A 21,213-nucleotide genomic window follows, 5' to 3' on the forward strand; every position below is an offset into this window, starting at 1 on the left:
GCCTCCACACGTGTGCACACACGTGCCATGGCCATGCATGGGGAGGGCAATACCTAGTGAAGAGCCAACGGAGGACGATCAGATCCGCCGCCCTGGCCACGACGGTCGCCGTCATAGGGGCGACCTTTCTGACCGCCGGCACCGCCTACGCCGGTGAGGGCACCGCACCCGACGGCCGTGACCCGGCCGCCGCGGAGCACGGCGACCACGCCAAGGACGGGCACAAGCGCGGCAAGGGCAAGAGCAAGGACGGCAAGCACGTCGACCACGACCTGCCCGGCCCGCTCACCAAGAAGCAGCGCTCCCAGCGCCTCGCGGCCCTCGAGCGGCTCGCCTCCGGCCAGAAGCCCGTGACCAAGAACGGCTCCAAGGTCATGAAGCTCGGCGACGACAAGTACGTCGAGATGGAGCAGACCAAGACCGACAAGATCTTCACCATCCTCATCGAGTTCGGTGACAAGGTCGACCCGCAGTACGGCGGGACCCCCGGTCCGCTGCACAACCAGATCGCCGAGCCCGACCGCGAGCAGAACAACACCACGCTGTGGAAGGAGGACTTCAGCCAGGAGCACTTCGAGGAGATCTACTTCGGGGAGGGCGAGGGCTCGCTCAAGACGTACTACGAGACCCAGTCCTCCGGTAAGTACTCCGTCGACGGCATGGTCTCCGACTGGGTCAAGATCGAGTACAACGAGGCCCGCTACGGCAACAACGCCTGTGGCCAGAGCACCTGCAACACCGTCTGGGACGCCGTCCGCGACGGTGTGAACCAGTGGGTCGCCGACCAGAAGGCCGCCGGCAGCACCACCGAGGAGATCAAGGCCCAGCTGGCCGAGTACGACCAGTGGGACCGCTACGACTTCGACGGTGACGGCAACTTCAACGAGCCCGACGGCTACCTGGACCACTTCCAGTTCGTCCACGCCGGCGAGGACGAGTCGGCCGGCGGCGGCGCGCAGGGCGAGGACGCCATCTGGGCCCACCGCTGGTACGCCTACGGCACCGACTACGGCAAGACCGGTCCCGAGTTCAACAGGGCCGGCGGCACCGAGATCGGCGACACCGGCATCTGGGTCGGCGACTACACCGTGCAGCCCGAGAACGGCGGCCTGGGCGTCTTCGCCCACGAGTACGGCCACGACCTCGGCCTGCCGGACCTGTACGACACCGCCGGCGGCGAGAACTCCACGGGCTTCTGGACCCTGATGTCGTCCGGCTCCTGGCTGAACAACGGCACCGACGCCATCGGCGACTGGGCCGGCGAGATGACCGCCTGGGACAAGCTGTCCCTGGGCTGGCTGGACTACGAGACGGCCAAGGCCGCCACCAGGTCCACCCACAAGCTGGGCGTCTCCGCCTACCAGGGCAAGAACCCGCAGGCGCTGATCGTGGAGCTCCCCGAGAAGGAGGTCACGACCGAGGTCGTCGAGCCCGCGGCGGGCGAGAAGCAGTGGTGGAGCGGCAGCGGTGACGACCTGCGCAACTCCCTGACCCGCAGCGTCGACCTGACCGGGGCCTCCTCCGCGTCGCTCGACCTCAAGGGCTGGTGGGAGATCGAGGCCGGTTACGACTACCTCTACACCCAGGTCTCCACCGACGGCGGCGCCACCTGGACCGCCCTGGACGGCACCCGCAACGGCGAGCCGCTCGGCAAGGACGCCTCCGGCGCCCCCGCCCTCGACGGCTTCTCCGGTGGCTGGGAGGACCTCTCCTTCCCGCTGGACGCCTACGCCGGCAAGAAGATCGACCTCCGCTTCCACTACCGCACCGACGGCGGCGTGGCGGAGAAGGGCTTCACCGCCGACGAGATCACCATCACCGCCGACGGCCAGGCGATCGTCACCGACGGCGCCGAGGGCGACGACAACGGGTGGACGGCGAGCGGCTTCTCCCGCATCGGGGCGTCGTTCTCCAACCTCTACCCGCAGTTCTACATCGCCGAGAACCGTCAGTACGTCTCGTACGACAAGACGCTGAAGACCGGCCCGTACAACTTCGGCTGGCAGGACAGCCGCCCGGACTGGGTCGAGCGCTACGCGTACCAGAAGGGCCTGCTGATCTGGCTGTGGGACACCTCGCAGCTGGACAACAACACCAGCGCCCACCCGGGTGAGGGCCTGGTCCTCCCGGTCGACGCCCACCCCAGGGCCGAGAAGTGGGCCGACGGGACGCTGATGCGCAACCGCATCCAGTCCTACGACTCCACCTTCAGCTGGTACCCGACGCGCGGCATGACCCTGCACAAGAACGGCGAGGCCACCAAGGTCCGCTGGAAGCTGGGCAAGCCGTACTTCGACGACCACAGGGGTGCGTACTGGGACGAGTCCAACCCGACCGCGAGTGTGAAGGTGCCCGACACCAACACCCGCATCTCGATCGTCCACCAGCCGCTCAACGGCAAGACGATGACCGTCCGGGTCGGACCCTCCACCAGGTGACACCCGCATGACACCCGCGCGACGCCCATTGACGCGGCGTTCGCGCAGGTCACCGCGGTAAGGCAGGAAACGGTCGGCCGTCGCCCCCTAGCGGGCGGCGGCCGATCGTGCTGAGAATGCGCGTACCGTCCGAGGGCGGGTCGCCGTTGTTGACGTGGTGTATAACGGGGGAGTGGTGAAGATGGCAGGCGGTGGCTGGACCAGGCTGCCGGACGGCAGCGTGGTCGTGGCGCTCTCCGTGCCCCGGCCGGGGCACGGCGGACAGCGTGCCCGCTTCCTGGTCCACGCGGCCAACCGGGCCCGCGCCCTGACCCGGCTGAGAAACCTCGGCCTGCGCGCGGTCTACCTGCGCGGCAACGCCGAGCCGCCCACCCCCGACGAGATCAGCGCGGTGCTGCACCACCCCGACGGCCTGGTCTGGCGCCCGGCCCCGCAGCACGGAGCCGCCGATGCGGCCGGCCCCACCGGTACCGCCGGCCCCACCGGTACCGCCGGTGCGCCGGCCGGCGACGAGGGCGCGTACGCGGACAGCGGCTTCTGGCGGCCCATAGGCGCCCTGCGCCGCGCCGCGGCGGGCTGAGGTCCCGGCCGCCCCGGCCGGCACGGCTGCCGGATTCAGGCGGCGCGGACCACCGGCTCGCCCGACAGCTCCACACCCGCCCCGCGCATCTCCTCCAGCGCCAGCTCGGTGGTCGGCGCCGCCACCCCGGCCGTCATGCCGAGCAGCACCCGGGTTCGGAAGCCCTCGCGGGCCGCGTCCAGCGCGGTCGCGCGCACGCAGTGGTCGGTGGCGATGCCCACCACGTCCACCTCCGTCACACCGTGGGAGCGCAGCCAGTCGGCGAGCGGGGTGCCGTTCTCGTCCTTCCCCTCGAAGCCGCTGTAGGCGGCGGCGTACGCGCCCTTGTCGAAGACCGCGTCGATCGAGCCGGAGGCGACGGCCGGCGCGAAGTTCGGGTGGAAGCCCACGCCCTCGGTCCCGGCCACGCAGTGCGCGGGCCAGGAGTGGCGGAAGTCGGGGTGGTCGGAGAAGTGGTCACCCGGGGAGACGTGGTGGTCGCGGGTGGCCACCACGTGGCGGTATCCGGCGGTGCTCTGCCCGACGAGGTCGGTGATGGCCGCGGCCACGTCGGCACCCCCCGCCACCGCGAGGCTGCCGCCCTCACAGAAGTCGTTCTGGACGTCTACGACGATCAGGGCCCGGTGCATGGTGCACACCTTTCGGCTGGAGTGGCTGTGGCTGGCTAGCTGGGACTGGGACTGGGACTGGGACCGGCGGACCGGTCGGGACCGGTCACTGTGGCCGGCCGCGGTCCGCAGGGGGGGGGACGGGGGCGGGGACGTGTCCGACCTTAGACACTCGGCGTCCGCCGCGGGAGTGTGTGGGCGCCGCGCCTCACCCCCCGGTGTACTCGGTGGGCAGGACCGGCTCGCCGCGCGAGAGCTGCGCCGCCGACAGCGGCAGTCCGTCGAGGGCCCGCAGATGCCGCTCGCGGGCCGCCTCCAGCCGCTCGCGGGCCACGATCTCGCCGCCGCGGACCAGGTCCACCGTCAGCAGGTGGTCCGCCAGCCGCGCGGGCACCTCGCCGGTGCCGACGACCTCGGCCTCGGCCACGCCGTCCGCGTCCGGCCGCCGGGCGGCCCACTTCACGCCCCCGACCGACAGCTTCCCGCCCATGGACTTCTTCGCCACCGGGCGCAGCGGGGACCGGGGATCGCAGGAGTCGGCGCGGGCCACCAGCTTGTAGACCATCGAGGCCGTGGGATGCCCGCTGCCGGTGACCAGCTGGGTGCCCACCCCGTAGGCGTCCACCGGCGCGGCGGCCAGCGAGGCGATGGCGTACTCGTCCAGATCGCTGGTCACGACGATCCTGGTGTCCCGCGCACCCAGCTCGTCGAGCTGCTGCCGCACCCGGTGGGCGAGCAGCAGCAGGTCGCCGGAGTCGATGCGCACCGCGCCCAGGCCGGGGCCCGCCACCTCCACGGCGGTGCGGACGGCCTCGGCCACGTCGTAGGTGTCCACCAGGAGCGTGGTGCCACTGCCCATGGACTCCACCTGTGCGGTGAAGGCGTCCCGCTCGGTGTCGTGCAGCAGGGTGAAGGCATGGGCGCTGGTGCCGGTGGTGGGGATGCCGTAGCGGAAGCCGGCGGCCAGGTCGGAGGTGGTGGAGAAACCGCCGACGTACGCCGCCCGGGCCGCGGCCACCGCCGACAGCTCGTGGGTGCGGCGTGCGCCCATCTCGATCAGCGGGCGCCCCCGGGCCGCGACGGCCATCCGGGACGCGGCGGCGGCGACGGCCGAGTCGTGGTTGAGGATCGACAGGATCACCGTCTCCAGCAGCACGCACTCGGCGAAGGTGCCCTCCACCCGCATGACGGGCGAGCCGGGGAAGTAGACCTCGCCCTCCGGATAGCCGCTGATGTCGCCGCGGAAGCGGTAGCCGGCCAGCCACTGAAGGGTCGGCTCGTCCACCACGTCCCGCTCGCGCAGGAACTCCAGGATCTCCGGCTCGAAGCGGAAGTTCGCCACCGCGTCCAGGACCCTTCCGGTGCCCGCCACCACGCCGTAGCGGCGGCCCTCGGGCAGACGGCGGGTGAAGACCTCGAAGACGGAGCGCCGGTCGGCGGTACCGCCGCGCAACGCCGCCTGGACCATGGTGAGTTCGTAGTGGTCGGTGAACAGGGCGGTGGACGGCACGGCGACCGGCAGGCCCAGGTCTGCGGTGTTCATGGAACGGATGCTACCCCCAATCTCGTCACTTTGACGATATTCGGTTCCGGGGGAACGCGCCGCAGCCCGCCGGAGCCCCGTTTGCGTCGCCGCCCGGCCGAAGTGGCAGCATGGGAACCGTGAGCGACGACACACACCGGATGACCCCCTCCGCCGTCGCGGTCGTGCGGCCGCCCGCCGCGGACCGCGTACCCGGTCCGTGCGGCGCCCATGTGGCGCGGCTGTCGGTCGCCCCCACCGAGATCACCCGTCCCGCCTCTGACGAGGCGCCCGAGGCGGTCTCCGAGCCGGACGTCCCGTGGGTGACGGTCGTCCACAACGACCCGGTGAACCTGATGAGTTACGTGACCTATGTGTTCCAGACCTACTTCGGGTACCCGAAGGAGAAGGCCAGGAAGCTGATGATGGACGTCCACCACAAGGGCCGCGCGGTCGTCTCCAGCGGCAGCCGCGAGGAGATGGAGCGCGACGTGCAGGCCATGCACGGCTACGGCCTGTGGGCGACCCTCCAGCAGGACCGCTGATGGCCGGGCTCTTCCAGCCCGCGGCGGGCGTGCCCGGAGGCGCCGCCGTCGCGCTCGACGAGGTGGAGATCTCCATCCTGCGCAGCCTCGCCGTCCAGCTCCTGGAGCTCATCGGCCCCGGCCCGGGGGCGGACGAGGCCGGCGGCGAACAGGACCCGCTCGCCGCGCTGATGGCCGACGGCCCCACCGAGCCGCCCTCCGATCCGGCGCTGGCCAGGCTCTTCCCCGACGCCTACGGCGGCCCCGGCGCCGGAGGGGACGCCGGGACGCGGGAGGCCGCCGCGGAGTTCCGGCGCTACACCGAGAACGACCTGCGCGCCCGCAAGCGCGAGGACGGCCTCGCCGTCGTGCGCACCCTGGACTCCCTGGCCACCGCCGGCGAGGGGGGAGCGGTGCTCACCCTCACCCCCGAGCAGTCGCGCCAGTGGCTCGGCGCGCTCAACGACCTGCGGCTGGCCATCGGCGCGCGTCTGGAGATCACCGAGGACGAGGACGGCGACGAGCTGTACGCGCTGCCGGACGGCGACCCGCGCAAACCGATGGTGATGGCGTATCTGTGGCTGGGGGCGCTCCAGGAGTCGCTGGTGGAGACCCTGGCGCCCTGACGGCCCGCCGGTTCGGACCGGCGGCCCGGGGCGCCGCTCCGGGCCGCCGGCGGGGCACGGCTGTAAACGGCGTGGCACGGCTGCACACGGCGGGGCACGGCGGCAGTGTCCTGCGGGCCGGTGTTTTCCGGCATTTATTTGTGCCATACATTAAAAAGTCTCTACGGGCCCGTCGTGTCGCACAGGGTCACCGAAACTCTCCGTTTATCGGATGCGACACCCCTTCGGGCGGAGATGATGCCCGTTTCGCCCCCGAATTCCCCTGTGTGATCCGACCGTAATATGAACATGTGATCCAGGTCACACCGGCGCGGTAGCGCAGCGTGATAGGAACTCCCAACCCGATTTTTATCCGAGTCTTACAACCCGGAGAACTTCGGAGGAAACTGCGCGCGAGACCGGACGCCGAGGTTGGTCCGTTCGCCGTACCACCGGCAACCACCGTTGCACCCGCCCCCACACGTCCCCGCAGCCGCTACAGCCAGAGGGAACCCATGGCAAACGAAACCTGGACGACACGACTCGATGAATCGATCACCGAATTCGTCGATCCGATCGCGTCGGCAATCAGCGAGATCGTCTTCTACACCATTCCGCTCGGGGACACCGAGTTCCCCTGGATCGTCGGCTGGCTGGTGGTCGCGGGACTGGTGTTCACCGGATACTTCGGCTTCGCCCAGGTCCGCCACCTGCCCAAGGCCCTCAAACTGGTCCGCGGCAAGTACGACCAGAAGGACGCCCCCGGTGAGGTGAACCACTTCCAGGCCCTCACCTCCGCAGTCTCCGGCACCGTCGGACTCGGCAACATCGCCGGTGTGGCCATCGCGGTCACCATCGGCGGCCCCGGCGCCACCTTCTGGATGATCGTCTGCGGTCTGCTGGGCATGGCGACCAAGTTCGTCGAGTGCACCCTCGGCGTGAAGTACCGCGAGGTCCACGCCGACGGCACCGTCTCCGGCGGCCCGATGCACTACCTGCGCAAGGGCATGGCCGAGCGCGGCCTGGGCGGCCTGGGCAAGGTGCTCGCCGTCGGCTCCGCCGTCGCCCTGCTGTTCTTCACCTTCTTCGGCGGCAACCTCTTCCAGGTCAACCAGAGCCTGGAGCAGCTCCAGTCCGTCACCGGCGGCGAGGACAGCCTCTTCAGCAGCTCCGGCGGCGCCCTCTTCTTCGGCATCCTGATCGCCGCCCTGGTCGCCCTGGTCCTCCTCGGCGGCATGCGCTCCATCGGCGCCGTCACCAGCCGGCTGGTCCCCGCGATGGCGATCGTCTACGTCGTCGCCTGCCTCTTCGTCATCCTGACCAACGTCACCGCCGTGCCCGACGCCGTCTCCGACATCATCGTGGGCGCCTTCGCCCCCGAGGGCGTGGCCGGCGGCCTCATCGGCGCCCTGATCGTCGGCTTCCAGCGCGCCGCCTTCTCCAACGAGGCGGGCATCGGCTCGGCCCCCATCGCCCACTCCGCGGTGAAGACCAAGCGCCCCGCCACCGAGGGCCTGGTCGCGATGATCGAGCCGTTCATCGACACCGTCGTCGTCTGCACCATGACCGCGCTGACCATCGTCATCGCCCGCACCCCGAGCTGGGAGGCGGCCCGCGAGGCCAACGCCAACGGCGAGCCGATCGCCTCCGGCGTCTCGCTCACCTCGGACGCCTTCGAGAGCGCGATCTCCTGGTTCCCCTACATCCTGGCCGTCGCGGTCCTGCTCTTCGCCTTCTCCACGATCATCACCTGGAGCTACTACGGCATGAAGGCGTGGACCTACCTCTTCGGCCGCACCAGGACCAGCGAGAACGTCTACAAGGTGCTCTTCAGCCTCATCGTCATCACCGGTGCGCTGATGTCGCTGTCCTCCCTGGTCTCCCTGGCCGACTCCTTCCTGTTCCTCGCCGCGGTGTTCAACATCATCGGCCTCTACCTGCTGGCGCCCGTCGTCAGGCGTGAGCTCAACCGCGTCGTGGACTACATCCGCCGGCGCGACGCCGGTGAGAGCGACGAGCAGATCGAGGCCTCCGAGGCAGCCGGCCCCGGCGGCGCCGGCGGAACCCCCACACTCGCCAAGTGACACCCGCCGCCCCCGGGGGCGGCAGAGCACCGCGGGGCCCCGCCCGTACCGCACACCGGTACGGGCGGGGCCCCGCCCGCGCGTCCTGCCTATGCTGTCGCCCATGCTGACCATCACCCAGGAGCTGCACGACAAGATCGTGGCCCACGCCCGCCGGGACCACCCCGACGAGGCGTGCGGCATCATCGCGGGCCCGGCCGGCAGCGGACGCCCCGAGCGCTTCATCCCCATGCTGAACGCCGCCCGCTCGCCCACGTTCTACGAGTTCGACTCCGCGGACCTGCTGAAGCTCTACCGCGAGATGGACGACCGCGACGAGGAGCCGGTGGTCGTCTACCACTCCCACACCGCCACCGAGGCCTACCCCTCGCGCACCGACGTCGCCTACGCCGGCGAGCCCGGCGCCCACTACGTCCTGGTCTCCACCGCGGAGTGCGGCAACGACGAGGGGCCCTTCTCCTTCCGCTCCTTCCGCATCGTCGACGGCGAGATCACCGAGGAGGAGGTCAGGATCGTCCCCGCCTACGAGGACTGACCCCGGCCCCTGACGACAGGCGAGACGGCAGGGTCCGCATCCTGGAACAGGTATCCGGTTCCCGAGGCGGGAATCGTTACGATGAGCCCATGGTTAACCACGACGTGAGCGATACCCACCCGGGTAAGTCCCCGGGCGCGCTGCTCGTGGCGCGCCTGCACGTCGACCTGTGCCGCCTCGCCAGCGCCCTGGGGCACCCCCGGCGCCGCGCGGCCGACCGCGCCTGACCCGGACGGCCACCCCCCGAGCGGCCCGCCCGGCCGCACCTCGCCCACGCGCACGAGCCAAGGCCCGCACGCTTCCCGCCTCTCCCAACAGGAGTACACCCATGGCCATCGAGGTCCGCATCCCGACCATCCTCCGCACCTACACCGACGGGCAGAAGGCCGTCGAGGGCGACGGCGGCACCCTCGCCGAGCTCATCGAGGACCTGGAGACCCGCCACAGCGGCATCCGGGAGCGGCTGGTCGAGGGCGGCGAGCTGCGCCGCTTCGTCAACGTCTACCTCAACGACGAGGACGTCCGCTTCCTGGACGGGATCTCCACCAAGCTGAGCGACGGCGACAACGTGACGATCCTCCCCGCCGTGGCCGGGGGCATGCGCTGATGCGCTACGACTCGCCGATCGCCGCGGTGGGCAACACCCCTCTGGTGCGCCTGCCGCGGCTCTCGCCGTCCGAGGACGTCCGCATCTGGGCCAAGCTGGAGGACCGCAACCCCACCGGCTCGATCAAGGACCGCCCGGCCCTCTACATGATCGAGCAGGCCGAGAAGGACGGCCGGCTCACCCCCGGCCGCACCATCCTGGAGCCCACCTCCGGCAACACCGGCATCTCGCTGGCCATGGCGGCCAAGCTCAAGGGCTACCGCATGGTCTGCGTCATGCCGGAGAACACCAGCGCCGAGCGCCGCCAGCTACTGGCCATGTGGGGCGCCGAGATCATCTCCTCCCCGGCCGCCGGCGGCTCCAACACCGCGGTGCGCGTCGCCAAGGAGATCGCCGCCGAGCACCCCGACTGGGTCATGCTCTACCAGTACGGCAACCCCGACAACGCCGGCGCCCACTACGCCGGCACCGGCCCCGAGATCCACGCCGACCTGCCCTCGATCACCCACTTCGTCGCGGGGCTGGGCACCACCGGCACCCTGATGGGCGCCGGCCGCTACCTGCGCGAGAAGGTCCCCGGCATCCAGATCGTCGCCGCCGAACCGCGCTACGACGACCTCGTCTACGGCCTGCGCAACCTCGACGAGGGCTTCGTCCCCGAGCTGTACGACGAGACCGTCCTCACCACCCGCTACTCGGTCGGCTCCGAGGACGCCGTCACCCGCACCCGCGAACTCCTCGCGCAGGAAGGCATCTTCGCCGGAGTCTCCACCGGCGCCGCCCTCCACGCCGCCATCGGGGTCGGCCGCAAGGCCCTGCGCGCGGGACAGAGCGCCGACATCGTCTTCGTCGTCGCCGACGGCGGCTGGAAGTACCTGTCCACCGGCATCTACACCGCGCCCACCACCGAGGCCGCGGTCGAGGCCCTCCAAGGACAGCTCTGGGCCTGAGCCCGGCCCGCACACCCAGCGCCGGCGACACCCCGCCCGCCGCGCCCGCCGCGTCCGCCGCGTCCCCTCCGGCAGCCGGGAGCGGCGGTGCGGGGGCGCGGTGCGGGGGCGCCCGCCACCGAGGCCGTGCGCCCCCCGAGGCCCGCACACCGCGCTGCCCGCCCCCGCGCCGCCCCCGCGCCGCCCCCGCCCTGGTGATTCCGCCCACAACGGGGCACTGCGGAGGAGCCACCGGCCCCCATGCGCCTTACGCTCAGGTAACCCCTCTTCCCGGGCCACGGAGGTTCCTTCCCCTATGAAGCTCACCGTCGTCGGCTGCTCGGGATCGTTCCCGTCCGCGGAATCGGCCTGCTCCAGCTACCTCGTAGAGGCCGACGGCTACCGGCTCCTGCTCGACATGGGCAACGGCGCCCTGGGCGAGCTGCAACGCCACTGCGGCCTCTACGACCTCGACGCCATCGCCCTCAGCCACCTCCACGCGGACCACTGCATCGACATGTGCGCGTACTTCGTGGCCCGGTACTACCGCCACGAGGGAGGGCGCTGCGAGGCCATCCCGGTGTACGGCCCCCAGGGCACCGAGCAGCGGCTGACCACCGCCTACGCCGACACCCCCTCCGAGAAGTCGATGAGCGAGGTCTTCGACTTCCGCGACCTCGCCCCCCGAAGCACCTTCCGGCTCGGACCGCTGACCGTCACCGCCGACCGGGTGCGGCACCCGGTGGAGACCTACGGCTTCCGCATCGAGCACGAGGGCAGGACCCTCGTCTACTCCGGCGACACCGGCCCCTGCGACGCCCTGTGCGACCTGGCCCAAGGCGCCGACCTCTTCCTGTGCGAGGCCTCCTTCACCGACGGCAAGGAGGACATCCCCGAACTCCACCTCAACGGACGGCAGGCCGGGGAGTGCGCACAGCGGGCGGGCGCCGAACGACTGGTCCTCACCCACATCCCCCCGTGGACGGACCCCCGGCACAACCTGCGCGACGCACAGGCCGCCTTCTCCGGCCCCGTGGAGATGGCCCGCCCCGGCGCCGTCTACGAGCTCTGACCGGCCACCGGCCGGGCCCGTGAGCCGCACGGACCCGGCCGGCGCGGCACCGAGCTACCCCCGGTACTGCGCCTTCTCCTGCTCGGCGATCTCCTCGTCCGACTCCCGGCCCGGCGTCGGCAGACCGAACCGCACGATCGCGAACCGGAAGACCGCGTAGTACACCACCGCGAAACACAGACCCAGCACCACCAGCAGCCACGGCCTGGACGCGATCCCCAGATTCAGCAGGAAGTCGATCGCCCCGGCGGAGAAACCGAAACCGTCCCGCGCCCCCAGCGCCCAGCTCAGCGCCATCGACACCCCCGTCAGCACCGCGTGGACCGCGTACAGCAACGGCGCCACGAAGATGAACGTGAACTCGATCGGCTCGGTCACCCCGGTGACGAAGGCGGTCAGCGCGATGGAGAACATCATCCCGCCCACCACCTTGCGGCGCTCGGGCCGCGCACAGTGGTACATCGCCAGACAGGCCGCCGGAAGAGCGAACATCATGATGGGGAAGAACCCGGTCATGAACTGACCCGCCGTCGGATCCCCGTGCAGGAAACGCGCGATGTCCCCCTCGTACCGCACCCCGCCGTCCTCGTAGGAACCCGCCTGGAACCACGGGAACGAGTTCAGCAGATGGTGCATGCCCACCGGGATCAGCGCCCGGTTGGCCACCCCGAACACCCCCGCCCCCAGCGCGCCCGACCCCACCAGCCACTCGCCGAAACCGTGGATGGCGGCCCCCAGCACCGGCCAGGCGTAACCGAAGACGACCCCCAGGAACAGCCCCGCGAACGACGCCAGGATCGGCACCAGCCGGCGGCCCCCGAAGAAACCCAGCCAGTCCGGCAGCTTCCTGCGGTGGTAGCGCTGGTAGAGCACGGCGGTGACCAGCCCCATCACCACACCGCCCAGCACACCGGCGTCCGCGGGCCGGGCGACACCCTCCTCAGGCGGCAGATTGGGATCGACGAAGGTGGCCATCACCTGCTGGAAGACCAGATAGCCCACCACGGCCGCCAACCCCGTGGAACCGTCCGCCTTTCTGGCGAAACCGACCGCGATGCCCACGGCGAACAGCAGCGGCAGATTGTCCAGCAGCGCCCCGCCGCCAGCCGCCAGGAACTCGGCGATCCGGTTGACGAAGTCCGGGAAACCCTCCCGGCCCAGCATGTCCTCGTAACCCAGCCGGACCATCAGAGCCGCCGCGGGCAGCACGGCGATCGGCAGCATCAGACTGCGGCCGATGCGCTGGGCCACCGCCATCGCACCCGCGCCGCGCCTCCTCCCGCCCCCGCCGCCCCCCTCGCCGCCCCCTTCGCCCCCGTCGTCGGACGTCCTGGCAGTGGCCGTGGTCATCGGCTTCCTCCCGTGGGGCAGTGCGGTCCGCGCCGCACATCCGCATCGCAGGCATCACATGGGTAACAGAGCGCTTAAGTCACCTTGTAACACGAACAAAGGCTCCGAAAGCACCCAGGCGGACAAGACGGCCGACGGAACCGGGGACAGTGCCGCAATGCAGTACCCGGAACGCCCGCGGGCCCGCGCCCCCTTCCACACGGGACCGGAAAGCGGTAAGGAGCCGACGAGGCACCCTCGCACAGGTGCGCATAACGTGGGTTAATGTGCCAATCCGGTCCACAGGGGGCACCGGACACAGGACGGGCCCAGACGGCCGGCGGCAGCCGGCGGGAAGGCGGAGAACATGCCCGGCAAAGCGGAGAACATCGTCGCCGGACTCGGCGGCATCGACAACATCGTCGAGATCGAGGGCTGCATCACCCGCCTGCGCACCGAGGTCGAGAACCCCGGCCTCATCGACGAGGCCGCCCTCAAGGCCGCCGGCGCACACGGAGTCGTGAGGATGGGCTCCGCCATCCAGGTCGTCATCGGCACCGACGCCGACCCCATCGCCGCCGAAATCGAGGACATGATGTGACCACCCCGCCCCCGCGGCCCCCGCGCCCCCCGCACAGCCGGTCACCAGGCCCTTCACCCGAACGGCCGCCCCACCCGGGGCACTAGGCTCACACCCATGTCACGCATCGACGGCCGCACAGCCGAACAACTCCGACCCGTCACCATCGAACGCGGCTGGAGCAAACACGCCGAAGGATCCGTCCTCATTTCCTTCGGCGACACCCGCGTCCTCTGCACCGCCAGCATCACCGAAGGCGTGCCCCGCTGGCGCAAGGGCAGCGGCGAAGGCTGGATCACCGCCGAATACGCCATGCTCCCCCGCTCCACCAACACCCGCGGCGACCGCGAATCCGTCCGCGGCAGGATCGGCGGACGCACCCACGAGATCTCCCGCCTCATCGGCCGCTCACTGCGCGCCGTCGTCGACCTCAAGGCCCTCGGCGAGAACACCGTCGTCCTCGACTGCGACGTCCTCCAGGCCGACGGCGGCACCCGCACCGCCGCCATCACCGGCGCCTACGTCGCCCTCGCCGACGCCCTCACCTGGGCCCGCGACAACAAACTCGTCCGCGCCAAGGCCCAGCCGCTGACCGGCACCGTCTCCGCCGTCAGCGTCGGCATCGTCGACGGCGCCCCCCTGCTCGACCTCTGCTACGAGGAGGACGTCCGCGCCGAGACCGACATGAACGTCGTCTGCACCGGCGACGGCCGCTTCGTCGAAGTCCAGGGCACCGCCGAGGGAACCCCCTTCGCCCGCACCGAACTCGACGCCCTCCTCGACCTCGCCGTCGCCGGCTGCGCCCAACTCGACGGCGCCCAGCGGCACGCACTGGACACCGGAGCGCTGCCCCCCGCCTGACCCCCGGCCCCGCCGCAGCCACCCCGGGCCGTCCGGACCGTCCGGGCCGCCCGGACAATCCCGGCGACCCCTCATGAGAACGGCGGACGGGACGCGGAACTTTGCGAGCGCTTTGCGCGTCCTACAGGGCACGGGCCGTACGGGTCGAGCCGTACGGCCCGTCCAGACACAGGAGACCACGCCAGATGCGCAGACGGACCACCCTCGCCGCCCTCGCCCCCGTCGTCCTCGCCCTCCCCCTGATGGGCTGCGGCGCCGTCCAGAACGCACTGGACTGCGCCAACACCGCCGTCGTCGTCGTGGACAGCGCCAACGCCCTCCAGCAGGCCGTCGCCGACGGCGTCGAGAACCCGGCCGAGGTGGACCAGTCCCTGAACCGCATCAACGAGAACCTCGACAAGATCATCGAGAACACGGACAACGCCGACATCACCCGGGTCGCCGAGGACATGCAGAAGGCCGCCGACAACGTCCGCGAGTCCGTCGAGCAGGGCAAGACCCCCGATGTCAGCCCCGTCGTCGACGCCGCCGACGAACTGACCCAGGTCTGCGCCCCCGGCTGACGGACCCCGGCTGACGAACCCCGGCTGACGGACCCCGGCTGACGGACCCCGGCTGACGGACCCCGGCTGACGAACCCGGGCCCCGGCACCGGTGTCCGGCCCCGGGCACCGGCGTCCGGTCCGCCGGGGGGTTCCGGCCGCCGCGACGGGATAATCGGTCCCCATGAGCCAGCGCCTGATCCTCGCAACCCGCAACGCCCACAAGGTCCGAGAGCTGGAGGCCATCCTCTCCGCCGCCGGACTGGACCTCACCCTGGTCGGCGCCGACGCCTACCCCGAGGTCCCGGACGTCAGGGAGACCGGCCTCACCTTCGCCGAGAACGCACTCCTCAAGGCCCGCACCCTGGCCAGGGCCACCGCGGTGCCCGCCGTCGCCGACGACTCCGGCCTGTGCGTCGACGTCCTCGGCGGAGCCCCCGGCATCTTCTCCGCCCGCTGGGCCGGACGCCACGGCGACGACCGGGCCAACCTCGACCTGCTCCTCGCCCAGCTCTCCGACATCGACGACCCCCACCGCACCGCGCACTTCGCCTGCGCGGCCGCCCTGGCCCTGCCCGACGGCACCGAGCGCGTCGTCGAGGGCCGCCTGGCCGGCACCCTCCGCCGCGAGCCCGCCGGCACCGGCGGCTTCGGCTACGACCCGATCCTCCAGCCCGAGGGCGAGACCCGCACCTGCGCGGAGCTGAGCCCGGACGAGAAGAACGCCATCAGCCACCGCGGCCAGGCCTTCCGCGCCCTCGCCCCGGTCGTCCGCGAACTCCTGGGCTGACGGCCCGTCCCGCGGGGCGGGTTCCGCCGACAACGCCGAAGGCCCGGCTCAGCGAGCCGGGCCTTCGAATGAAAGGTCTGTGCGGCGGAAGGGATTCGAACCCTCAAGCCCGTTAGGGCCACAGAATCTAAATCTGCTGCGTCACCACTGCGCCACCGCCGCTGGACGCCAACCATGGTAGCGGGCGGACGCGCTGAGCGGCCCACCGGGAAGGTCATCCGCGCCTGTTCGCGGAACGTTTGTTACGGCCGCACCACGTCTCTGTGATCGCGTGACAGTTTGGGCACAGGTAGCGAAGATTCTCCCGACGGTTGTCGTGCCAGTCGCCGTTGATGTGGTCGATCTGGAGAGTCATTGCTGTTCCGAGCCACTCTCCCGAGTTACCGCATCCTGTGCACCGGTAGGGCATGCCGATCTCCTCCAAGGCCCGTTGCAACCGGGCACGGTTTACCCGAGGAGCGTCTGCGGGGTGCACCCGCAGTACCTCCCCGGCGATCCGTTTCGGTGTCTTCGGTCGGACCTCACGTCGTGTACGTCGCTTGAAGTGGGAGGTCTCCAGCCCGAGGCGCACCACATGCCGATGTACTCGTCGGTGGTTCGCGTCGTTGACCGGTAGGTTCAGTGAGCGCATGACTTCGGCGTAGCTTGTGCTGCTCGAAACGGCAGCGCGGAGTGGTGCTTCGGCGATGAGAACCTGCGCGTGGGAGAAGTGCGAGACGTCGACGTCCAGTTCGGTGAGCATCCGGCGCAGTGCGGCACGCGACGCGCTGTCGTCGCCGAGACCCAGGGAACGCGCCAGGGCACGGATGCTGGTGGCGGTGGCCGCCGCCTGCCTCACCTCCTCGGGCGCGAACGGAAGGTCGATCCGGGGGCGGTTCAGCGCGGGGAGGTGGCTGGTGTCGATTCCGGCGGCTGCGATACGGCGCCGGATGTGGGAGAGCGTCCCCGTCGCGGGTGTCGCACCGAGCTTGGTGACGACCTCGCGCAGCGTGCTCGAACCGGCGACAGCCTCGGCGATCGCCGTGTCGGTGTACTTCCGCCACGGGCTCTGCTGCCTGAAGTGACCTGTGTCGATGCCGTACTCGGCCACCAGCCTCTGGAGCGTGCGGCGTCTGCCTCCACTGACCTCCATCCCCAGTTCGCGCATGAGCTGCGCCCATGTCGAGGAGCGGGCGACAGCGTCGGCGAGTGATTCGCGGGTGTACGGGCTGGTCATGGTTCCTCCCCCTGCGGACCGTCCGCGCCGTGGTCGTTCGGTCTTCTGTCGCGGACTCGCACTGGTCAACGAACGGCGTGCCGGGAGGTCACGCAGGGGGGAGGGGCCGGGCGGTGACGGGGGTCCGGTGGCCTCAGAGGGAGAGGTCCCGGATGAGCTTGGCGACGTGGCCGGTGGCCCTGACGTTGTACAGCGCCCGCTCGACCTTCCCCTCCTCGTCGACGACCACCGTGGAGCGGATGACGCCGGTGACGGTCCTGCCGTACATCTTCTTCTCGCCGAAGGCGCCGTAGGCCTCCAGTACCTTCTTCTCCGGGTCGCCGACGAGGGTGACCTTGAGGTTCTCCTTCTCGCGGAACTTCGCGAGCTTCTCCGGCTTGTCGGGGGAGACGCCGATCACGTCGTAGCCCGCGCCGGCGAGGAGGTCGAGGTTGTCGGTGAAGTCGCAGGCCTGCTTGGTGCAGCCGGGGGTGAGGGCGGCGGGGTAGAAGTAGACGATCACCTTGCGTCCGGCGCGGTCGGAGAGCGAGACGGGGTTGCCGTCGGCGTCGGGCAGGGTGAAGGCCGGGGCGGTGTCGCCGGGTTGCAGTCGCTCGCTCATCGGTACTCCTCGGGCGGGGCTCGCGGTCCCGTGGTCGGGGCCGTCGTCGGGGGCCGTTATCGGTTCGAAAGCCTAGCCACGGGGTGTGACGGGGGTGGCGCGGGGCATCGGAGGTGAGGGAACTGCCAGACTGTCCGGTGGCCGGGTTCCCGGTGCACGGCGGCCCGGGTGGGGCGGATGAGACGGATGAGACGACGGAGGCAGTGCGGTGTCGGAAGCCAGGACCCCAGCGGAGATCGAGGCGGAGATCGTCCGCAGGCGGCGGGAGCTCGCCGAGACGCTGGACGAGCTGGCGGTGCGGGTGCACCCGAGGACGATCGCCGACGGTGTGAAGGCGCGGGCGGCGTCGGCCGTGGACCGCACCGCGGGCCGGGCGTATGTCGCGGTGAACCACGCGCTGTCGGATGTGCGGGACCGGTTCACGGACGAGGAGGGCCGCCCCCGGGCGGCGCGGGTCGTGCCGGTGGCGCTGGTGGTGGCGGGGGTGGCCGGGCTGCTGGTGGTGTCGTCCCGGCGTCGTCGCCGTCGCTGAGCGGGGCGGAGGCGGGCTGGGATACGGTTCTGCCGTGAGTTCCAAGACGTCCCACCACGACAAGCTGCCCATCCGGATGCTGCACGACCGGGTGCTGGTGCGTACCGACATTCCCGAGGGCGAGCGCCGGTCCTCCGGTGGCATCGTCATTCCCGCGACGGCGGCGGTCGGCCGCAGGCTGAACTGGGCCGAGGTGGTCGCCGTCGGGCAGAACGTGCGCACGGTGGAGCCCGGTGACCGCGTGCTGTTCGACCCGGCCGACCGGGCCGAGGTGGAGGTGCGCGGGGTCGCGTACGTGCTGATGCGCGAGCGTGATCTGCATGCGGTGGCGGCCGAGCGGTTGCAGGGGGCGGAGGACTCCACCGGGCTGTATCTGTAGCGTCGGGGCTGTATCTGTAGCGCCGGGGCCGTGGGGTCGCGCCCGGGGAGGGGCGGCGGCCGTACGGGCGGGCCCCGCGGATGTGCCGCGGGGCCCTTCGTGCTGTCGGCTCCGGCCGTTCGGTCTCAGGGCCGGGGTGCGGCGGAGGTTTCGGGGGAGCCCTCGGGGGAGGCCTTGGCCTCGGGGGCGGGGGAGGGGGCCTCGCCGGGGTTCTTGCCGTCCGCCGTCCCGCCGGAGGGTTTGGCGGGTTTCCCCTGCTGCTTCTCGTCGTCCCCGGCCTTCTTCCCGCGGTTCTTCTCGCGGTCCTTCTCGCGGTCCTTCTCGGTCTTTCCGGTCTTTCCGGTCTTCTCCGGGGCGCGTTCGCCGTTGGCGCCGTCGTCCCCGTAGTCCCCGCCGTCCCTGTCGTCCCTGTCGTCCCCGCCGCCTCCGGTGTTCTCGGCGTCCTCCCGGCCGGGGCCGGTGGCGGAGGTGTCCGGGGCCTCCTCGGAGCCGTCGACCGGGGTGGGCTCCTCCCCGGGGGCGTCGGGGTCGCCGGACGGGTCGGTGCTGCCGGAGGGGCTGGGTGACGCCTTGGGGAGGCGGTTCTTGCCGGGCTTGAGTTCGAAGTTCTTGACGGGGGTGCCGCGCAGTGCCTCGGTGGTGTAGGCGGTCCAGATGAGGGTGGGGAAGTCGGAGCCGTTGAGGCGGGGCATTCCGGCGGCGCCGTACAGCGACTTGTGGCCGCCGGTTTCGGGGTCCTGGCCCATGACGGCGACGACGGTGGCCAGGTCGGGGGTGTAGCCGGCGAACCAGGCGGCCTCGTTCTCCTCCGCCGTGCCGGTCTTGCCGGCGGCGGGGCGGCCCAGGGCCTTGGCACGGCTGCCCGTGCCGGTCTTGACGACCTCGCGCAGTACCGCGGTGGTGGAGTCGGCGGCCTGGCGGGAGACGGCCTGTCCGGTTTCCGGCTCGGGGACGGGGATGCTCTCGCCGTTGCGGGTGATCTTCTTGACGAGGGTGTGGTCGACGCGCTCGCCGTGGTTGGCGAGGGTCGCGTAGGCCTGGGCCATGTCGAGGGTGCTGGGGGTGGCGGTGCCCAGGGAGATGGAGGCGTTGGACTCGGCCATGTTGGGGGTGTCGGGGGAGAGGCCGAGGGCGACGGCGGTCTTCTTGATCCTCTCGGGGCCGACGTCGGCACCCATCTGGGCGAAGACGGCGTTGACCGACTTGTTCATGGCGGTGGTGACGGGGATCGAGCCGTAGCTGACGTTGTCCTGGTTGTGCGGGGCCCACTTGGTGGGGCCGCCGGCGCCGATGACCGTGCGTCCGCTGGCGCCGTCGTAGGTGGTGTTGGGGCCGATGAGTTCTCCGCCGCGGGTCTTGGCGCGGTGGTGGACGGCGGAGGCGTAGACGATGGGCTTGAAGGTGGAGCCGGCCTGGTAGTCGCGGCGGGTGGCGTTGTTGACGTACTGCTGGATGTAGTCGATGCCGCCGTACATCGCGAGGACCTCGCCGGTGCGGGGTTCGATGGAGGAGGCGCCCGCGCGGACGTAGGAGTCCTCTTCGCGTTCGTCGCCGAGTTTGGACAGGAGTTCCTTCTCGACGGCCTTGACCAGGGCGTCCTGTTTGGCGCGGTCGATGGTGGTGGTGATCCGCAGGCCGCCCCTGGCCAGTTCCTGTTCGTCGAGGATGCCCCTCTCGGTGAGGTGGGTGTTGACGGCTTCGACGAGGTAGCCGCGCTGGCCGGCCAGGGCCGAGGGGCGCTGGGGGTCGCGGGGCTCGGGGAAGGCCATGGCGTCGCGTTCGCGGGGTTTGAGCCAGCCTTCCTTGACCATGCCGTTGAGGACGTACTTCCAGCGGGCGACGGCGCGTTTCCTGTTCTCGGGGTGGGCGGCGACGTCGTAGAGGTTGGGGGAGTTGAGGAGGGCCGCGAGGTAGGCGCCTTCGGCGGTGGTGAGGTCGGAGGCGTGCTTGTCGTAGTAGGCCTGGGCGGCGGCCTGGATGCCGTAGGAGTTGCGGCCGAAGTAGCTGGTGTTGAGGTAGCCGGTCAGGATCTCGTCCTTGCTCACCCGGTTGTCGAGTTTGAGGGCGATGAAGAGTTCCTTGGCCTTGCGGGTGAGGGTCTGCTCCTGGTCGAGGTAGTAGTTCTTGACGTACTGCTGGGTGATGGTGGAGCCGGACTGCTTGCCCTCGCCCTGGAGCATGTTCCAGCCCGCGCGGATCATGGCGGTGACGTCGATGGCCGGCTGGTGGTAGAAGTCCCGGTCCTCGGCGGCGAGTACGGCGTGCCGGGTGGGTTCGGGGATGTCGTCGAGCCGGACGTTCTGGCGGTTGACGTCGCCGTCGCGGGCGAACTGGGTGCCGTCGGAGTAGAGGTAGACGTTGTTCTGGGCGGTCGCCGCGGAGTTGGGGTCGGGGATGTCCACGAGCAGGTAGCCGGTGATCAGCCCGCCTGTCGCCACCAGGGTGACCAGGATGCCGGCGGCCAGGATCCTCCGCTTGACGGGTGACCGGCGCGGTCCGGCGGCCGGCTGCTGCTCCCCGCTGTTGTTCGGCTCCTCGGGTTCCTCGCTCATGACCGCGGTCTCCTTGTCGGTATGGCTTGCCCATTCCGTTTTATGGCGGAATGACCCGTAGGACACTCTGGCACCGTCCACTCCGGTGAGCGAGGGCAGGTGACTCCCGCGGTGGGGTGCGCGGTACCGGTGGAGGTGTACGCGTGTGCCCGGCGGGGCCGGGCCGCCGGGCTTCGGGGGTGTGCGGTGGCGGGGCCGTCACGCTCCGCCATCACCCGTGAGGGTGCCGGGCGACCGCCGGGTGGATGCCGTGGGCCGGGCGGGCCCGGCTCGTGTCGGTCAGGGCCGGGGAGCCGGGTTCCGGGGCCGGGTTCGGGAGCCGGGGCA

General features: G+C 70.9%; 21 protein-coding genes, 1 tRNA gene and 1 pseudogene. 16 read left to right on the forward strand and 7 right to left on the reverse strand.

Annotation, left to right across the window (positions count from 1 at the left end):
* Nucleotides 1–56: 56 nt before the first annotated feature.
* Together CUT83_RS05000 and CUT83_RS30770 are read left to right on the forward strand one after the other, a co-directional pair.
* Nucleotides 57–2,438 carry an immune inhibitor A domain-containing protein gene (locus CUT83_RS05000; RefSeq protein ID WP_158238966.1) on the forward strand — a complete coding sequence of 794 codons (2,382 nt, stop codon included), beginning with the start codon at nucleotides 57–59 and terminating at the stop codon, nucleotides 2,436–2,438.
* Between the two features lie 181 nt (nucleotides 2,439–2,619).
* Nucleotides 2,620–3,018 (forward strand): hypothetical protein, encoded by a 399-nt coding sequence (locus CUT83_RS30770; protein ID WP_240957702.1) that lies wholly within the window; start codon nucleotides 2,620–2,622, stop codon nucleotides 3,016–3,018.
* A gap of 35 nt (nucleotides 3,019–3,053) precedes the next feature.
* Here CUT83_RS30770 and CUT83_RS05010 read toward each other — a convergent pair whose 3' ends face one another.
* A complete protein-coding gene (locus CUT83_RS05010; protein ID WP_101254642.1) occupies nucleotides 3,054–3,647 on the reverse strand; it encodes an isochorismatase family protein in 594 nt (197 codons plus the stop codon).
* Between the two features lie 187 nt (nucleotides 3,648–3,834).
* Nucleotides 3,835–5,169: a nicotinate phosphoribosyltransferase gene (locus tag CUT83_RS05015; protein WP_101254643.1), complete on the reverse strand. Its 1,335-nt coding sequence runs from the start codon at nucleotides 5,167–5,169 to the stop codon at nucleotides 3,835–3,837.
* Nucleotides 5,170–5,390: 221 nt separating this feature from the next.
* On the opposite strand from CUT83_RS05015, the gene clpS reads away from it, so the two are divergent.
* From clpS to CUT83_RS05055, 8 genes are all read left to right on the forward strand, one after another.
* Complete coding sequence (gene clpS / locus CUT83_RS05020; RefSeq protein ID WP_101254743.1) at nucleotides 5,391–5,693, forward strand: ATP-dependent Clp protease adapter ClpS; 303 nt, start codon at nucleotides 5,391–5,393, stop codon at nucleotides 5,691–5,693.
* The gene (locus tag CUT83_RS05025; protein WP_101254644.1) at nucleotides 5,693–6,298 is read left to right on the forward strand and encodes a DUF2017 domain-containing protein; all 606 of its coding nucleotides are present in this window, start codon (nucleotides 5,693–5,695) and stop codon (nucleotides 6,296–6,298) included. Before clpS ends, CUT83_RS05025 begins: the two co-directional genes overlap by 1 nt.
* A gap of 494 nt (nucleotides 6,299–6,792) precedes the next feature.
* Nucleotides 6,793–8,361, forward strand: coding sequence for an alanine/glycine:cation symporter family protein (locus CUT83_RS05030; protein ID WP_101254645.1), 1,569 nt, complete (start codon nucleotides 6,793–6,795; stop codon nucleotides 8,359–8,361).
* A 103-nt stretch (nucleotides 8,362–8,464) separates the two neighbouring features.
* Nucleotides 8,465–8,896 carry a M67 family metallopeptidase gene (locus tag CUT83_RS05035; RefSeq protein WP_101254744.1) on the forward strand — a complete coding sequence of 144 codons (432 nt, stop codon included), beginning with the start codon at nucleotides 8,465–8,467 and terminating at the stop codon, nucleotides 8,894–8,896.
* Nucleotides 8,897–8,985: 89 nt separating this feature from the next.
* A complete protein-coding gene (locus CUT83_RS05040; RefSeq protein WP_338104132.1) occupies nucleotides 8,986–9,123 on the forward strand; it encodes a putative leader peptide in 138 nt (45 codons plus the stop codon).
* 101 nt (nucleotides 9,124–9,224) lie between these two features.
* Nucleotides 9,225–9,503, forward strand: a complete 279-nt coding sequence (locus CUT83_RS05045; protein WP_093654152.1) for a MoaD/ThiS family protein — start codon at nucleotides 9,225–9,227, stop codon at nucleotides 9,501–9,503.
* A complete protein-coding gene (locus CUT83_RS05050; protein ID WP_101254646.1) occupies nucleotides 9,503–10,453 on the forward strand; it encodes a PLP-dependent cysteine synthase family protein in 951 nt (316 codons plus the stop codon). Before CUT83_RS05045 ends, CUT83_RS05050 begins: the two co-directional genes overlap by 1 nt.
* 295 nt (nucleotides 10,454–10,748) lie before the next feature.
* Nucleotides 10,749–11,504 (forward strand): MBL fold metallo-hydrolase, encoded by a 756-nt coding sequence (locus CUT83_RS05055; RefSeq protein WP_101254647.1) that lies wholly within the window; start codon nucleotides 10,749–10,751, stop codon nucleotides 11,502–11,504.
* A gap of 54 nt (nucleotides 11,505–11,558) precedes the next feature.
* Here the strand turns inward: CUT83_RS05055 and CUT83_RS05060 are convergent, their stop codons facing one another.
* Nucleotides 11,559–12,761 (reverse strand): PTS transporter subunit EIIC, encoded by a 1,203-nt coding sequence (locus tag CUT83_RS05060; RefSeq protein WP_101254648.1) that lies wholly within the window; start codon nucleotides 12,759–12,761, stop codon nucleotides 11,559–11,561.
* Between the two features lie 436 nt (nucleotides 12,762–13,197).
* Between CUT83_RS05060 and CUT83_RS05065 the strand changes: the two are divergent.
* From CUT83_RS05065 to rdgB, 4 genes and pseudogenes are all read left to right on the forward strand, one after another.
* Nucleotides 13,198–13,434 (forward strand): annotated as a pseudogene (locus CUT83_RS05065) (PTS sugar transporter subunit IIB); the annotation flags it as partial.
* A 96-nt stretch (nucleotides 13,435–13,530) separates the two neighbouring features.
* On the forward strand, nucleotides 13,531–14,274 hold the full coding sequence (rph, locus tag CUT83_RS05070) for a ribonuclease PH (protein ID WP_101254650.1): 744 nt from the start codon (nucleotides 13,531–13,533) through the stop codon (nucleotides 14,272–14,274).
* A 185-nt stretch (nucleotides 14,275–14,459) separates the two neighbouring features.
* Entirely contained in the window at nucleotides 14,460–14,837 is a 378-nt protein-coding gene (locus tag CUT83_RS05075; protein ID WP_101254651.1) for a hypothetical protein, read from the forward strand.
* A gap of 163 nt (nucleotides 14,838–15,000) precedes the next feature.
* Complete coding sequence (rdgB, locus tag CUT83_RS05080) at nucleotides 15,001–15,606, forward strand: RdgB/HAM1 family non-canonical purine NTP pyrophosphatase (protein WP_101254652.1); 606 nt, start codon at nucleotides 15,001–15,003, stop codon at nucleotides 15,604–15,606.
* A gap of 80 nt (nucleotides 15,607–15,686) precedes the next feature.
* Here the strand turns inward: rdgB and CUT83_RS05085 are convergent.
* The 3 genes from CUT83_RS05085 to bcp all read right to left on the reverse strand — a co-directional run bounded on the left by CUT83_RS05085 (nucleotide 15,687) and on the right by bcp (nucleotide 17,423).
* Nucleotides 15,687–15,768 (reverse strand) — tRNA-Leu (locus CUT83_RS05085).
* Between the two features lie 52 nt (nucleotides 15,769–15,820).
* A complete protein-coding gene (locus tag CUT83_RS05090; protein WP_101254653.1) occupies nucleotides 15,821–16,822 on the reverse strand; it encodes an HNH endonuclease signature motif containing protein in 1,002 nt (333 codons plus the stop codon).
* Nucleotides 16,823–16,955: 133 nt separating this feature from the next.
* Nucleotides 16,956–17,423 (reverse strand): thioredoxin-dependent thiol peroxidase, encoded by a 468-nt coding sequence (gene bcp / locus CUT83_RS05095; protein WP_101254654.1) that lies wholly within the window; start codon nucleotides 17,421–17,423, stop codon nucleotides 16,956–16,958.
* Between the two features lie 208 nt (nucleotides 17,424–17,631).
* Here bcp and CUT83_RS05100 point away from each other — a divergent pair, with 208 nt between their 5' ends.
* Both CUT83_RS05100 and CUT83_RS05105 read left to right on the forward strand, forming a co-directional pair.
* On the forward strand, nucleotides 17,632–17,955 hold the full coding sequence (locus CUT83_RS05100; RefSeq protein WP_101254655.1) for a DUF3618 domain-containing protein: 324 nt from the start codon (nucleotides 17,632–17,634) through the stop codon (nucleotides 17,953–17,955).
* A 76-nt stretch (nucleotides 17,956–18,031) separates the two neighbouring features.
* Nucleotides 18,032–18,334 (forward strand): GroES family chaperonin, encoded by a 303-nt coding sequence (locus CUT83_RS05105; protein WP_093850016.1) that lies wholly within the window; start codon nucleotides 18,032–18,034, stop codon nucleotides 18,332–18,334.
* 125 nt (nucleotides 18,335–18,459) lie between these two features.
* On the opposite strand, the gene CUT83_RS05110 is transcribed toward CUT83_RS05105, so the two are convergent.
* Complete coding sequence (locus CUT83_RS05110) at nucleotides 18,460–20,886, reverse strand: transglycosylase domain-containing protein (protein ID WP_101254656.1); 2,427 nt, start codon at nucleotides 20,884–20,886, stop codon at nucleotides 18,460–18,462.
* Nucleotides 20,887–21,213: the final 327 nt, after the last annotated feature.

It is taken from the genome of Streptomyces barkulensis (assembly GCF_002843305.1).
Taxonomy (GTDB): domain Bacteria; phylum Actinomycetota; class Actinomycetes; order Streptomycetales; family Streptomycetaceae; genus Streptomyces; species Streptomyces barkulensis.

Bases quoted from the DNA above. Each gene is read 5' to 3' on its own strand.
- CUT83_RS05035 (WP_101254744.1), top strand. From the start codon at position 8,465: ATGCTGACCATCACCCAGGAGCTGCACGACAAGATCGTGGCCCACGCC.
- CUT83_RS05060 (WP_101254648.1), bottom strand. From the start codon at position 12,761: ATGGCGGTGGCCCAGCGCATCGGCCGCAGTCTGATGCTGCCGATCGCC.
- CUT83_RS05045 (WP_093654152.1), top strand. From the start codon at position 9,225: ATGGCCATCGAGGTCCGCATCCCGACCATCCTCCGCACCTACACCGAC.
- CUT83_RS05090 (WP_101254653.1), bottom strand. From the start codon at position 16,822: ATGACCAGCCCGTACACCCGCGAATCACTCGCCGACGCTGTCGCCCGC.
- CUT83_RS30770 (WP_240957702.1), top strand. From the start codon at position 2,620: ATGGCAGGCGGTGGCTGGACCAGGCTGCCGGACGGCAGCGTGGTCGTG.
- CUT83_RS05040 (WP_338104132.1), top strand. From the start codon at position 8,986: ATGGTTAACCACGACGTGAGCGATACCCACCCGGGTAAGTCCCCGGGC.
- rph (WP_101254650.1), top strand. From the start codon at position 13,531: ATGTCACGCATCGACGGCCGCACAGCCGAACAACTCCGACCCGTCACC.
- CUT83_RS05010 (WP_101254642.1), bottom strand. From the start codon at position 3,647: ATGCACCGGGCCCTGATCGTCGTAGACGTCCAGAACGACTTCTGTGAG.
- rdgB (WP_101254652.1), top strand. From the start codon at position 15,001: ATGAGCCAGCGCCTGATCCTCGCAACCCGCAACGCCCACAAGGTCCGA.
- CUT83_RS05110 (WP_101254656.1), bottom strand. From the start codon at position 20,886: ATGAGCGAGGAACCCGAGGAGCCGAACAACAGCGGGGAGCAGCAGCCG.
- CUT83_RS05025 (WP_101254644.1), top strand. From the start codon at position 5,693: ATGGCCGGGCTCTTCCAGCCCGCGGCGGGCGTGCCCGGAGGCGCCGCC.
- CUT83_RS05030 (WP_101254645.1), top strand. From the start codon at position 6,793: ATGGCAAACGAAACCTGGACGACACGACTCGATGAATCGATCACCGAA.
- CUT83_RS05055 (WP_101254647.1), top strand. From the start codon at position 10,749: ATGAAGCTCACCGTCGTCGGCTGCTCGGGATCGTTCCCGTCCGCGGAA.
- bcp (WP_101254654.1), bottom strand. From the start codon at position 17,423: ATGAGCGAGCGACTGCAACCCGGCGACACCGCCCCGGCCTTCACCCTG.
- CUT83_RS05015 (WP_101254643.1), bottom strand. From the start codon at position 5,169: ATGAACACCGCAGACCTGGGCCTGCCGGTCGCCGTGCCGTCCACCGCC.
- CUT83_RS05050 (WP_101254646.1), top strand. From the start codon at position 9,503: ATGCGCTACGACTCGCCGATCGCCGCGGTGGGCAACACCCCTCTGGTG.
- CUT83_RS05075 (WP_101254651.1), top strand. From the start codon at position 14,460: ATGCGCAGACGGACCACCCTCGCCGCCCTCGCCCCCGTCGTCCTCGCC.
- CUT83_RS05105 (WP_093850016.1), top strand. From the start codon at position 18,032: ATGCTGCACGACCGGGTGCTGGTGCGTACCGACATTCCCGAGGGCGAG.